General features: G+C 67.1%; 10 protein-coding genes and 1 pseudogene. 6 read left to right on the top strand and 5 right to left on the bottom strand.

What is annotated here, in order from left to right; translation table 11 throughout:
* The 4 genes from RKP46_RS09825 to RKP46_RS09810 all read right to left on the bottom strand — a co-directional run.
* A partial coding sequence (locus RKP46_RS09825) for an ATP-binding protein (RefSeq protein WP_311106478.1) occupies positions 1-294 on the bottom strand: 294 nt, incomplete at its 3' end.
* Positions 295-304: 10 nt separating this feature from the next.
* A complete protein-coding gene (locus RKP46_RS09820) occupies positions 305-3,007 on the bottom strand; it encodes a TrlF family AAA-like ATPase (RefSeq protein ID WP_311106477.1) in 2,703 nt (900 codons plus the stop codon).
* A gap of 192 nt (positions 3,008-3,199) precedes the next feature.
* Positions 3,200-3,607: a DUF3883 domain-containing protein gene (locus RKP46_RS09815; RefSeq protein ID WP_409194125.1), complete on the bottom strand. Its 408-nt coding sequence runs from the start codon at positions 3,605-3,607 to the stop codon at positions 3,200-3,202.
* Between the two features lie 704 nt (positions 3,608-4,311).
* On the bottom strand, positions 4,312-6,759 hold the full coding sequence (locus tag RKP46_RS09810) for a helicase-related protein (RefSeq protein ID WP_311106476.1): 2,448 nt from the start codon (positions 6,757-6,759) through the stop codon (positions 4,312-4,314).
* A 232-nt stretch (positions 6,760-6,991) separates the two neighbouring features.
* Between RKP46_RS09810 and RKP46_RS09805 the strand changes: the two genes are divergently transcribed.
* The 6 genes from RKP46_RS09805 to RKP46_RS09780 all read left to right on the top strand — a co-directional run bounded on the left by RKP46_RS09805 (position 6,992) and on the right by RKP46_RS09780 (position 12,476).
* Entirely contained in the window at positions 6,992-8,014 is a 1,023-nt protein-coding gene (locus tag RKP46_RS09805; RefSeq protein WP_311106475.1) for a nickel-dependent hydrogenase large subunit, read from the top strand.
* Positions 8,007-8,348 carry a hydrogenase maturation nickel metallochaperone HypA gene (gene hypA / locus RKP46_RS09800; protein WP_311106474.1) on the top strand — a complete coding sequence of 114 codons (342 nt, stop codon included), beginning with the start codon at positions 8,007-8,009 and terminating at the stop codon, positions 8,346-8,348. Before RKP46_RS09805 ends, hypA begins: the two co-directional genes overlap by 8 nt.
* 20 nt (positions 8,349-8,368) lie before the next feature.
* Entirely contained in the window at positions 8,369-9,412 is a 1,044-nt protein-coding gene (hypB, locus tag RKP46_RS09795; RefSeq protein ID WP_311106473.1) for a hydrogenase nickel incorporation protein HypB, read from the top strand.
* A gap of 1 nt (position 9,413) precedes the next feature.
* Positions 9,414-11,714: a carbamoyltransferase HypF gene (hypF, locus tag RKP46_RS09790; protein WP_311106487.1), complete on the top strand. Its 2,301-nt coding sequence runs from the start codon at positions 9,414-9,416 to the stop codon at positions 11,712-11,714.
* A gap of 22 nt (positions 11,715-11,736) precedes the next feature.
* Complete coding sequence (locus tag RKP46_RS09785) at positions 11,737-11,988, top strand: HypC/HybG/HupF family hydrogenase formation chaperone (RefSeq protein WP_311106472.1); 252 nt, start codon at positions 11,737-11,739, stop codon at positions 11,986-11,988.
* Between the two features lie 104 nt (positions 11,989-12,092).
* The gene (locus RKP46_RS09780) at positions 12,093-12,476 is read left to right on the top strand and encodes a cupin (RefSeq protein WP_311106471.1); all 384 of its coding nucleotides are present in this window, start codon (positions 12,093-12,095) and stop codon (positions 12,474-12,476) included.
* A gap of 109 nt (positions 12,477-12,585) precedes the next feature.
* Here the strand turns inward: RKP46_RS09780 and RKP46_RS09775 are convergent.
* Positions 12,586-13,623 (bottom strand): annotated as a pseudogene (locus RKP46_RS09775) (hypothetical protein); the annotation flags it as partial.

Raw genomic sequence — 13,623 nt, 5'->3', positions numbered from 1 at the left:
GCCAACGCGCTTGCCATCGCCCCAGTCGAGCGTCTCCCAGAACGGAATCGCGGCCGGACGCAGGTGAACGCGAGCAACCTCCATCACCCATTCCTCGGCCCTCTCCGCTGGGCGTGTCAATCCTGAAACCGTGCTGCCGTCCGGCTCGACGCCGAGCACGATGTAGCCGCCTTTCAGGTTGAGGAGCGCCGCCATCTCCTTGGCCAGCGCTTCTGGCCGGATGTCGTCGCGTTTGAACTCGACACCCGAGTTCTCGCCGTTGCGGATGAGCTCGGTCAGCTCGGTTCGATTCATGTCGCTCTCCTCAGAAGCCGTACTTGCGCCGGCGGCGCTCGAAGGCCGCTCTGCCGCCTTCGAGGATTTCTTCGACCAGGGCGCACACCGGCGGTGCGTCGATCGACCCCATGTGTTGGCGGTCGATCGAAGTGCGCCCGCGCTCGGCCTCACCGGAAGCGGCTAGCCCGACGATCAGTTCGGCGTCGCCCAGCACCGGGATGTTTGCGTTGTGCGTCGAGAAAATGAACTGGCGACGCTGCTTCTCGGCCCGCATGCGGGGAACGACTCCCTCGCTGATGAAGCGGTTGTCAAGATCGTCTTCAGGTTGATCGACGATCAGCGGCGCATCGGATTCGAGCAGCAGCAAGAAGAGGACCGCCGTTGCCTTCTGGCCGGTCGACAGGTCGTCCAGCGCCTGCCACACGGGCGGTTCGCCGGGAGCAGCCGTATTCAATCGAATCGTCGTCGACGACGCGAGCTCGAGCTCCTCGATGTGCATCAGCACTTCCGGCTCGGCCCTGGCCAGACGCTCCGCCTGGGCAGCAGGGATTCCAAAGTCGACAACGAAATCCGCGCCGCCGCTGCGGCACGCGTCGACGAAGCGGGTCAATGACAGATCGGGCTGGCTACGCAGGCTGTCGATCGCTTCCGAAAGGCGGCCGCCGACCTTCTCCCGGAGAATCAGGAAGAGGGGTTCGCGATCGGCGGCTGCCGTGACCTGAACCTGCACCCGGTCGCGCAGCTTGCGGCTGACACTCGCGGCGGCGCGGTCCAGCCGCCGGAACTCGTCCGCCTTGAGTTCTTCCCATTCGACGAGAAGCTTGCGTCGCCGCTCGGCATGTTCCCGTTCCAGGCGCTGCAGCAAGGCCTGGCGTTGGCGCAAAGGGCGCAGTTCCTCGATCTGCCGGCGCAGCCGGATGAACTCTTCGCCATCGACGCGCGATTTCTGCAACTCGCGGAGAATCTTCGCGTAGGCCGCCTGTACGGCTTGCCTGCGTTGTTCCCACGCCGTCTGCACCGCAGCAACGCCTTGCTCGGCCCGGGTGATGGCCGCTGCAAGTTGCTTGACGGTCTGTTGCAGATCCGCCTCCAGCGTGACAAACACCTCGTCCAGGCCGGCGAGAACGTCCTTTCCGGGGAGGTCTTCGAGCGCTCTTGCCGATACGAAGGTGCGATCGAAGGGAAGCTCGCGGCGCAGGGCGTGTAGACACTCGGTGAACGGAGCCAGACGTTCGGGGATCGACTCGAGCAGCTTCTCTTCGCGAACGAGCAGGCTCTGCTCGCTCAGGCGCTCCTCGAGACCGGCTTCGCGAAAGCGTCGCAGCGTTTCTTCGAGCGCGGGAAGCGCGCCGAGCCGCTCTTCGATCCCCTTTGCCTCGGCGCGTACATCGAGCAGGCTGCGGCGGCTCTTCTCGAGCTCGCGCCGCAGATTCGCCTTGCGCTGCGGCAGCGCGTCATCGCGCTCGACGAAGCGGTCGAGCAGGCGCGTCAGCTTGTCGCGGCTTCGCGTCAACTCGGAGATTTCGTGCTGGCCGAAGACCTCGATGCGCGGCAGGATGTCCTCCGGCAACAGATTCGACACTTCGCCGGAGCTCTCCCTGACCAACGGCGGGTTGGGAATCGTGCGCTCGATGCGGTACTCGCGCGGCGTCGGCCGGTGCGTGCGCACCAGCAGCGAGATGCGGGTGCCGCTCTTGAGCACCTGACGAACGATTCCCTCGTGCGCCTTGCGCGCCTCGTCGCCCATGGGCTCGAGGCCGAGAACGGCGCGAATGCTTTCGATCACGGTCGATTTTCCGCTCCCCCGCCCCCCGACGAGCACATTCAGGTTTGGATTGAAGTGGACCGCTGCGCCATCCAGGAAGCCACCACCTTCCCAGGCGAGCGCAAGCAGCGCCGTGTGTTCCTGGCGCGCGAGCGGAGCGCTGCGGGGGTTGAGGCGCAAGCGCGAGGCGGGGTCGAGAAACGCCTGCCGCAAGCCCTCGATGCCGACCTCCGACATCTTGATCCAGCAGGTGGCCGCAGGGTCGGCAAGATCTGCCGGCTCAACAACATCCTTGGCGTTGATCACCGCAATCGCCAGGTCCTTTTCCGGCGCGTGCGTGCGTGCGTAGTTGGGGTCACGATTGCGGACGATTTGCTGCAGGTGGTGCGGCAGATCGTCGATTTCGCCCGGGATCTGAATGGCCAGCAGCGTTTCGCTTTGCCACGCCCGAATGCGCGCGTCGCCGTGCAGCGCCTGAAACAGCCCATTGTTGTGGCTGACATGCGCGGCGATGGCGATTCCGCCCTGTTCGTGCACCTTATCGACGATTGCGCTGAAGGCCCAATTGGTCAGATCGGACGACGGACCCGGGTTGGAAATGCCGAACTCGCCGAGGAACCGATCCAGACGCGTTGGGTCGCTCGCCGGCGGGTAGATGCACAGGAGGTGAATTCCCTCGCTCGAGCCGAGTTCGAAACCCGGGAAGACGACGAGTCGATCCCCGGCGGCGCGGCGAAAGTCCTCGACGCCGCTCACGCTGTTGTGATCGGTGATCGCCAGAACCGAGATTCCAAGTTCCAGCGCCTGGTCCACAACCGCCCGGGCGTGCGTCGCCGGGTCGCCGCTGGCGGCGGTACCGCGAAAGTTGCTCGCATAGCCGTGCGGGTTCACCTGCAGCGCGCAGCGATGGAAGACAGCGCCTTGTGGGAGCCCGCGGGCAACTGCGATTGGGTCGTTGTTCTGCATTGCTTGCCTTGTCCTATCCTGTTCCGGCGGAACGCCGAGGGCTTGCGCGCCACGTTGAGCGATCGACCTTGTCTGAGGCAAGGCAGAATCTGCGCAAGGTCAGGCGCGCTGCTGCCGCGCGGCAAGTTGCCGGCGCCGGTGCATTCCCGGTGTGTCGCCCACGCAGACTTGCCGTTTCGCTCCGGCAAGCGTTCACCGCAAAGTCTCCGCCGCTTCGAGGATGGCCCTGGCCGAAACAACAAAGCTCGCCTTGCCGCGGGCGATCAGTTTGCCAAACGGATCCTGCACGCGCAGCAAGCGCGGCGACGCACTGCCGCAGTCGAAGACCGTGTAGAGCCAGTAGCGATGGCGCAGATTGATCGCTTTCGCCCATTCATTCTCGCTCAGCTCGACCTCGCCGGTGTCGACGCGCCCCTTCACCTCAATTGCCCTCTCGCCGTCGGCACGTCGGGAGAAGACGTCGAATCCGGGGTGATCGGTCAATCCCGCCTGCCGCGCCCGCTCAGGCGTGGACACGTCGCGCACTTCGGCGCCGGCTGCCACCTCGAACGCCATGGTGATCTGCATGGCGATGCGCTCGACCTCGAGATCGCGCGCCATGACATCCCGCGGGTCGGCCGACGGCTGCACGAGGGCGGTCGCGATGTGCTCGACCGGCCCGGGCTCGATCAGCTCGACTGCGCGCCGTGCCTGCGCCAGCGCATGGTCGCGCCGCTCGTTCAGCCGGCGCTGTTGCGCCTTGATGCGCTCGAGCTCGGGTAACGCGCGCGGGTCGCCCTCCCGGGCACGTTGCGTACATCGCTGGCGCTGCGAGGCCAGCTCGGACTCCTGATAATCGTGCGCGCGCCGCAAGTAGTCCTCGCTGTGGCATAGGTGATCCATTGCTTGCCGGCGACGATTGGCGCTCATGCGGTCGAGCAGCGTGCCGGCGACGAATGCCTCCGCCACCCGCCGGCAGGTGTCGGCCTGGGCAAGCAGGTCGATGCTCGCCGCATCCACTTGCGGCGCCGCGCGCAGGAGCAGCATCTGCTCGAGCGAAGTCTCCTCGATGCGCGTGTCGGCGTACTGCTTGACGGCAAGCAGGCGCTGCTCGAGCACCTCTTCCCGCTGCAGCGCGGCAAACGCCTCGTCGGCCTTGCGCACGACGTTGCCGCGCACGACGTGCAGCAGATAAGGTGCCGCGGCGCTGACATCGACGAAGACGGCGCCGCGCTGCCCAGACGCGCGACAGCGAGCCGCGGCCAGGGCCGACAAACGATCGAAGACTGCTTCACCGGGATGCAGAAACACCGCATCGCGGCGATTCACCGGCCGATGGACGGTGAGTCGCGCGCGGACGGACTCGGGATAGTTTTCCAGCAAGGGAACGATGCTGTCCAGCGCCCCCTTCTTGCGTGCACGCAGCGAGAAGCTGCCGTCGAGGTCGCCGACCAGATCGAGGTCGATGATCGGCGCCGCATGCTCCAGGTAGCGGCGAACATAGCCGGGCAGCAGGTGGCGCATCTCCTCGATATGCAGCGCTTCCTGCAGTCTGGGCAGTTCTTGCGCCACCTCGCCGCCGCGACCGAAGATCGCCTGCTCGCGCGCTGCAATAGCGCGCATCTGCTCGACCTCAGTTGACCGGCCAGGTCGAGTGCGGCGCGATCGGCGTCGGCTTCGGAAACGATCGCGCAGCGGATGTACTCGCTCAGCGAGAATCCCTCGAAGACGCGCCCGATGACGTCGAACACTTTGTCCGATCCCAGCTCCCGGCGAATTTCCTCCATCTTCTTCAGCAGCGTGTGCACGACCCGCCCTTCGCGCGTCTTGCCGGCAACGAGGTTGATGATCGCGACCCGATCGCGTTTCTGCCCATAGCGGTGGATGCGACCCATGCGCTGTTCGAGGCGCGCCGGGTTCCATGGCAGGTCGTAATTGACCAGCACCCAGCAGAACTGCAGGTTGATTCCCTCGGCCGCGGCGTCGGTCGCGACGAAGAAACGCGCGCCGGGTCCCTCGGCCCCAGCCCGGCCAGCGTGTGGCCGGCGAAACAGCTCCACCTGCGCGTCGCGCGCGGCGAAGTCCAGCCCTCCGTGGACCTGCGCAACCTGCCCGACATGGCCCATCGCTGCGAAACGGCGAACCAGGAAGTCGAGCGTGTCGCGGTGCTCGCTGTAGATGATCACCTTCTCGTGCGCGAACTGCGCGCTGCGCAGGAGTTCGCTCAGCTTGTCGAACTTGCGCTCGAGGCCACGCGCGTGCACCGCTTCCGCCAGACTGACCAGTTCCTGCACCGCCTCGCGTTCGACCAGGAGTTCGGCCAGACTGCTGGCGACGAAAGCAGAAAGAGCCAGCGCCTCGTCCTTTTCGTGCGCTTCGGCGCCACCTTCGCTGCCCTCCTCGTCGGCGGTCGCTTCGAGCAGCGTGTCGCGCACCTGGCGATCCAGCCGCTGCTGCTGCGCGCGCAGGTGTTCTTCGCCAATGCGTCCGCAGCGGATGTCGTCGATCAAGGTGTCGAGCTTTTCCAGGCGCTTGCGCAGCGAGCAGAGCAGCGCCCAGGTGCTGCTGGCCAGGCGACGCTGGAAAATGGTCATCGCGAAGCGCGCCGCCGACCGGCTGAAAAGCCTTGCCTGGTCGTAGAAGTGGCGGATGTAAGCGGTCGTCCTGACGTACAGCTCGTGCTCGCTGAGCGGCCCCTGGCTCAGTTCGTAGCTGTGCGTGTCGCACACGCGCAGCGGGTAGAGCGGCGCGCCGTGCAGGTCGACCATCTCTTCCTTGACCCGCCGCACGAAGTACGTCTTGCGCTCGTCTGGCGGGAAGGCGGCAAAAGCCGCTTCCGTCGAGAAGAGCTCCGGTTCAAGCAGCCGCCACAGGCAGTAGTACGGGAACGGCTTACCCATATGGGGCGTTGCGGTCAGCAGCAGCAGGTGGTGCGCGCTCCAGCCGAGCCGCCACTCGTCTGGAATATCGCGCACCCCGGCCAGCGCCTCGGCCAGCCGGTAGCGGTCGGTAGGCCGAAAGCTGCCGTCGGCATCGCGGTTGGCGCTCAGCTTGTGCGCCTCATCGAAGACGACAAGGTCATAGGGCAAGGCGGCAGCCTCGCGCAGACAGCCGAACAAGGACCGCCCGCGCAGACTGTCGAGGCTGACGATCAGCAGATCGCTGTCGGCGCCAGAAAAGGGATTGCCCTGGCGCGCATCACTGCCGGTGACGATGCGAAACGGCAGTTGGAACAGCGTGCGCAGCTCGCGCCACCAATTGCCGACCAGCCCGGCGGGGACGACAACCAGGACGCGGCGCAGTGTCCGTCGCGACAGACTCTCGCGGATGTACAGCCCGGTCATGATCGTCTTGCCCGCGCCCGCATCGTCGAACAGGCCGAAACGCAGGCGCGGCTGCGGCAGCATCCGCTCGTAAACCGCGAGCCGCTGGTGGGGCAGTGGATCGACCTGGCTGATCTCGCTGGCGAAAGCCGGATTGAACAGGTGGCCGCAGGCGAGCCGTTCGCCTTCGACCAGCGTAACGACCTGCTTCGCATCGCCGAGGAAGTCCAGCTTGCGAGCGGTACGATCTGCCGCGTCGACGCCAGCCGCGATCGCCGCGCACTGCGCGTGCTCCAGTTCGCGCAGCCGATCCAGCGCCAGCGCCGACGGCCGGCTGCGCGCCAGCTCCCAGCGAGAAAGGGTCACGAAGTTGACCCCGAGCTGTGCGGCCATCGCTGCCTGGGTCAGGCCAAGTCTCTCCCGCAGCTTCCGGATCTCGCCTGCTTCCATCGCGTGCCGTCCCCAAAGACCGAATAGCCGTCCCTCTTGCCAATGCCACGCATCTTACTTCGAGATCGTTTGCGGTCCAAACGGCGATTAGTCTTCTGCATAGTCGCCAATGGCGCGCCCCGGCGCTTTCCGCGTACCCGCTTCGCCACACCGCGCCCGCCCCGACGCGCAAATGCCGCGGCGAAGCTTTGATCAGCGTCAAGACCGATGCAAAGCCTTGGCGTATTCTTCAATGACATCTTGCAAGAGCGAGGCTGTGGAGCAGGGATCTCTGGATCTGGTGCTGGTCTGGGACGGACAGCAGGTAGCGCGGGCACGCGTGTTGTCGACGCAACCGACCGCCGACCGCCTGTTGCGCGGACTGCCGGCGGTGCGCACTGCCGAGGTCGTCAAACGCCTGTTTGGTCTTTGCCGGGCAGCGCAGGGCGCGGCCGCGCGACTGGCAGTGCAGGCGGCACGCTGCCGACCGATGACGAGTCGCGAACAGATCGATTTGGCGCTCACCGTCGCCCGCGAGATGATCGTCGAGCATCTGACGCATGTCCTCATCGCCTGGCCGGCCACCGGCGCTGCCGCGAACGGCGGACGGGTGACCGAATTCGCGCTCTGGCGGCAACGACTGCAGGCCGCCGACGACCCGGCGGCAGCCGCCGAAATCGCGCCCGACCTCGAGCGCTGGCTGGCCGATCTTGTCTGGCCAACGCCGCCCGAGCTGCACAGCGCTGACGCGGTCGCGCTGCTGCCGCGCCTGTCGCCGGCCGAATGGGCAGCGCACGCGCTGAGCAACGACTTTGCCCGCTGGCCGACGCTCGCCGGCGTTCCCGCCGAAACCGGCGCACTAGCCCGCCAGGCGGGCGAACCTGAAGTGGCGGCGCGGCTCGCTGCCGGGCAACGGATCGCCGCGCGCCTCATCGCGCGCCGCCTCGAATTGCAGCGGCTGGTGCGCGCACTTGCCGACCCGGAGAGCCTGCTCGATCTGTGTGCCGCGACGAAGATAGGCGAAGGCTGTGCGCTGGCCTGCGTCGAAACTGCGCGCGGCACCTTGCTGCATCGCGTTCAACTCGACGGCGAGCGCGTTGCGCGCTATCTGATCGTCGCGCCAACCGCTTGGAACTTCCATCCACACGGCGCTTTCGTGCGCGAGATCAGCGGCTTGCCGGCGGCCAGCGAAGCGCTCGCACGGCAGGCCGGCGAGCGACTGGCGCTCGCCCTGGACCCCTGCGTGGCCTGCACGGTGCGCCTCGAAGATGCATGAAATGTCGCTCGCGATGAGCGTCATCGACATCGTCGAAAACGCGGCGCGCGCGGGGAATTTCCGCCGCGTGAGCACCGTCTGGCTGGAAATCGGGCAACTTTCGGCCGTCGAGCCCGAGGCAATGCGCTTCTGTTTCGCTGCCGCGGCGCGAGGCACGCTGGCCGACGGCGCAGCGTTGCAGATAATCGAGATCAATGGCCGTGGTTTATGCTTTAATTGTGGGGAAACGGTGCCGCTGGCGGCGCTGTACGACCCCTGCCCGACCTGCGGCGGTTACCCGGTCCAAGCAACCGGCGGTACCGAAATGCGCGTCAAGGAGCTGGAGGTTGAATAACAACAGGAGACAGCAGAGCAATGTGCACGACTTGCGGTTGTGGTGTCGGGGATACGCGTGTCGACGGCAAGGCCTTGCCGAATGCCGGCAGTCCGTCAGCGGAAAGTTCATCGGCGGAAGGTTCATCTGACGGCGACCCGCCGGGGTCGAGTCAAGCTTCGCCGAAGGGCGTCGGCAACAACCCCGCAGCGAGCTACCGCGCGCTGGCGGCTGACAGCAGGGCACGACCAGCAGCGCAGGGCTTTGCGCACAGCCACCGGCACGGCGAGACGCACACGCACGCCGGCGGCGCGCCGGCTGAGAAAGCTGGCACGAGTACTGGGCACGCGCGCCTGGTGCAGATCGAAGAAGACATCCTTGCCGCCAACAACGCGTTTGCCGCCGCCAACCGGCGGCACTTCGCCGAGCACGGCATCTTTGCACTCAATCTTGTTTCCAGCCCCGGTTCGGGCAAGACGACGCTGCTTTGTCGGACGATCGAGGCCTTGCGCGCGACGCTGCCGATTGCCGTCATCGAAGGCGACCAGCAGACCAGCCGCGACGCAGAGCGGATTCGCGCGAGCGGCGTGCGCGCGGTGCAGATCAATACCGGCAAGGGTTGCCATCTCGATGCCCACATGGTCGGCCACGCCTGCGACGATCTCCAACCGGACGAGGACTCGCTGCTGCTGATCGAGAACGTCGGCAACCTCGTTTGTCCGGCCGCCTTCGATCTCGGCGAGGCGCACAAGGTGGTCATCCTCTCGGTCACCGAAGGCGACGACAAGCCGCTCAAGTATCCGGCGATGTTCAACGCGGCGTCGCTGATGCTGCTCAACAAGGTCGATCTCCTGCCCTACGTCGATTTCAACGTCGAACTGGCAGTCGACTACGCGCGGCGAGTCAATCCGGCGCTGCAGGTTGTCACGCTGTCGGCCACCAGCGGCGAAGGTTTCGCCGCCTGGCTCGACTGGCTGCAGACCGCCTGCCGCCAGCAGCAGGCAGGCAAGCGGGCAACGATCGCGGCGCTGCAGCAGCGGATCAGCGAGCTCGAAGCACAGCTTGCCCAGCACGCGCGGGGTTGACATGGCCGATTCGATCATTTCTCAAAGCATCCGCGTCAGCGGGGTGGTCCAGGGGGTCGGCTTTCGTCCTTTCGTCTGGCGCCTGGCGCGCGAACTCGGTCTTGACGGCTGGGTGCGCAATGACTCGCGCGGCGTCGAGATCGAAGTCAGCGGCGCAGCCGAGCAGGTGAGAAGCCTGATCGAGCGTATCGAGCGCGAAGCGCCGCCGCTGGCCCGGGTCAATTCGATCGTCGCGCGCGACACGACGCGCGAAGCAAAGGGCGGCGGATTCGTCATCATCGACAGCCGCAGCGGTCGCGCGGCGACGATGCTCGGGCACGACACGGCGATCTGCCGTGACTGCCTGAGCGAAATGTTCGATCCGGGCAACCGGCGCTGGCGTTATGCCTTCACCAACTGCACCAATTGCGGCCCGCGCTACACGATCAGCCGCGGCCTCCCCTACGACCGTGTGCGCACCAGCCTGAAGCCGTTTCCGATGTGCGCGCGCTGCCAGACCGAATACCGGCAGCCGGATGACCGACGCTTTCACGCGGAAGCCAGCTGCTGCCCGAAATGCGGGCCGCAGCTCTTTCTGCTCGACGGCGAAGGCCACCGCCTGCCGGGCGATCCGATCGCCGGCACGCTGGACTTGCTGAAGGCGGGCAAGATCGTCGCGATCAAGGGCCTGGGCGGTTTTCATCTGGCTTGCGACGCGCGCAACGCGGTCGCCGTCGCCGTTCTGCGCGAGCGCAAGCAGCGCGACGAAAAGCCCTTCGTCGTCATGCTGGCGAATGCCCCGTCGGCCGCGCCTTTCGTCCAGATGGGCATCGGCGAACCGGGCCTGCTCACTCTGGCGACACGACCGGCGATCCTCTTGCGCAAGCGCTCGACCTGCGACAGCAATCTGCCCGGCGTGGCGCCCGGCCTTGCCTGGTTGGGTGTCATGTTGCCCTACACGCCGATCCAGTTCCTGCTCTTTCACGAAGCCGCCAAGCGCCCGCCGGGAATCGGCTGGCTCGAGCGCGCACAGGATCTGGCGCTGGTGATGACCAGCGCCAATCCGGGCGGCGAACCGCTGGTCATCGGCAACAGCGAAGCGCTGCTCCGCCTGTACGGGATCGCCGACGCATTCCTGATGCACGACCGCGACATCGTCACGCGCTGCGACGACAGCGTCGCACGAATTACCGGCGGTGGCCTGCAGTTCATCCGGCGGGCGCGCGGCTACACGCCGCGGGCGATCAAGCTGCCGCTCGCCGGACCATCGGTGCTGGCGACCGGCGGCTGGTTCAAGAATACCGTTTGCGTCACGCGCGGCGACGAAGCCTTCGTCTCGCAGCACATCGGCGACCTGGACAACGCCTCGGTCTGCGACTATCTGGAAGAAAGCACGGCGCAACTCCTCAAGCTGCTTGGCGTCGAGCCGGCGATCGTCGCGCACGACCTGCATCCCGATTTCCACTCGACGCGCTTCGCCGCCGATTTTGCCCAGCAGCGCCGGCTGCCGCTGCTCGGCGTGCAACACCATCACGCGCACGCCGCTGCGGTTCTCGCCGAACACGCACTGGCGGGTAGCCAGCTTGCCCTCTCGCTCGACGGCGTCGGTCTGGGAAGCGACGGTAGCGCCTGGGGCGGCGAACTGCTGCGTGTCGATGGCGTGCGCTTCGAACGCCTCGGGCATGTCGCACCGCTCGGCCTGCCGGGTGGCGATCGCGCCGCCAGCGAACCCTGGCGAATGGCCGCCGCGGCCTTGCACCAGATGGGCCGGGGCAAGGAGATCAGCGAGCGCTTTTCCGCGCACGCAGCGGCCCCGGCGATCGCTCAGATGCTCGCTGGCGGAATCAACTGCCCACCGACGACGAGCATGGGGCGGATATTCGATGCCGCCGCCGGCCTGCTCGGCGTCAAGGCGGTGATGGCCTACGAGGGGCAGGCCGCCATGCTGCTCGAGGGAATGGCGCAGTCCTACGGCGACATCCTGCCGCTCGATCAGGGCTGGAAGATTACCGACGGCGTGCTCGATCTCTTGCCGCTGCTCGCCGCCCTGGCCGACGAGCGGAACGCCGAGCGCGGTGCAGCGCTCTTTCATGCGACGCTCGCCGCCGCTCTGGCCGACTGGCTGCGCGTCGTCGCGCCGGGCGATAAAACGATCGTTGCCAGCGGCGGCTGCTTCCTGAATCAGGTCCTCGTACGCAGTCTGCGCGCGCGCCTCGGGGCACAGCGCATGCAGATCATCGAAGCGCGTCAGGTGCCGCCGAACGACGGCGGACTCTCGGTCGGCCAGGCTTGGGTCGCGCTGCAACATCTCGTCAGCCACTGAGCAAGACACGAGCGCGCCGAACATGTGCCTTGCCCTGCCCTGCCGAGTCGTCGAACTGCGCCCCGATCAGCGCGCGCTGATCGACGTTGGCGGGATGAACAAGGAGGTTTCGCTCGCCCTGGTCGACGGTGTCGCACTTGGCGACTACGTCATCGTCCATGTCGGCTACGCACTGACCCGCCTCGACCCGGTCGAGGCCGAGAAGACGCTGGCGCTGTTCGCCGAACTGGCCGATGCTCGGTCGGCGCCAGCCGACGAAGCGCTTGACCACTAGGCACGCTGCTGCTTCGGCACACGCCGGCGCCCGCCCCCCTCGCCCCTCTCGCCAGCCTCGCCTGCGCGAGCCGGGCGAAAAGGGCGAGGATGAGAGGGCTAGCGATGAAGGCTGAAGAGGACCCGGCGGACCGAGCGGGTAACGTCTTCGCCGACCTGCCGAAGGTCAGCGTCGGCACGCAGGTCGGCGAACAGTTCGTTCAACTGCTGCAGCGCCCTGGGCTGCGCATCGAGCGCATCGTGTCGACCGGCCAGGCGAGCCCGGCCGGTTTCTGGTACGACCAGGACGAGAATGAATGGATCCTGCTGCTGGCAGGCGAAGCCGGCCTGCGCTTCGCCGACGAAAGCACGACGCGCCACCTGCGAGCGGGTGACTTTGTAAACATCGCCGCGCACCGGCGGCATCGCGTCGAGTGGACGGCCAGCGGACAAGTGACCATCTGGCTGGCCGTACACCATCGCCGGGAAGCGCCAGCCAATCCCCGCTGAAAGCTGGCGCGCGCGGCGGCCAGGCCAGCGAGTGCCTGCAATGGCCGCGCCAGGCGCTGGCTGGCAAAACGCTGCTGCCTACCGTCGTTCCGATCGGCGCACCGCCGCTTCACTGCACCCGCACGATCGCCAGCGGCGCCACGCCGAGCTGGTCGATCGTCTTGCGGAAGCGCTTGAACGGGCGACTGCCGAGGTGGACGATGTAGAGCGGCAGTGGCCATTGCAACGCCGCGAGGCGCTTGACTACCACCGGCCCCTTGTCGCCGAGGGTGAAACGCGGCGTCTCGATGCACAGCACGTAGTCGTGACGCGTTGGATCGGCCTTCAGAACCCGGCGCAGCAGGAAGGCCTGGCGGACGTGTTGCGGGCTGCTTCTGAGGACTTCGCATATCGCCTGCACGAGCTCGGCATCGAGCTCGTGCGACGCCAGCGTCGCGTCGGCCGGCAGGTGGGCGAATTCGGCGGCGATCGTCTGTTCGTACTGCGAACGTTCCAGCCAGCGCTGCTGCCAGAACTCGGCGCACGCGGCGTCGCCCTCGCCGCTGCGCTGGCGGAAGAACCGCCAGATGAGTTCGCTCGCCGGCAGCGTCGCCGAAGCATCGGCAGCGATCACCTGCTCCAGGTCGGCAATGCCGCCCTCGTCGCCACGTTCCAGGCGCACGCGGCCGCGCCGGAAGAGCGCCAGCAGGTGGTCGGGCTCGTCGCGCAGCACTTCCTCGAGCAGCGGCATCAGGTCGCTTTCCGGGTCGGTCTCCTCGACGGCGCACAGGTATTCCCAGCGCTCCTCACGCGTCAGGCCGGCGGCGGCACGCGCTGCGTCGAGTTCTGCTAGGCGCGCGACCAGCCGACCCAGGTATTCGTGCCGCTCCTTCCATTCGCCGCTCACGTCGTCGCACCAGCGCCGGTCGAACTCGGCCGAGAGGACGGGCAGAAGCGACCCGAACCACGCCTCGGCGGCGCTCGTCACCGGTGGCGCCAGACGCTGCGCGGCGGCCGGATCGGCGCACGCGCCGAGCGCGGCAAGGCGATCGACCAGCGCCGGGTGGGTGTCGAAGGGGTCCGTAGCCTCGCGCTGCGCGGCGTCGAGGTAGCGCTGGCGTGCATCGGCATCCAGCCCCTCGCGCTGCCGCTGGCGCCACAGCAGGCT

The organism is Accumulibacter sp., assembly GCF_031732815.1.
GTDB lineage: Bacteria > Pseudomonadota > Gammaproteobacteria > Burkholderiales > Rhodocyclaceae > Accumulibacter.
Note: the sequence above shows the minus strand (reverse complement) of the source record. Positions and strands in the feature narration are given on the sequence as shown.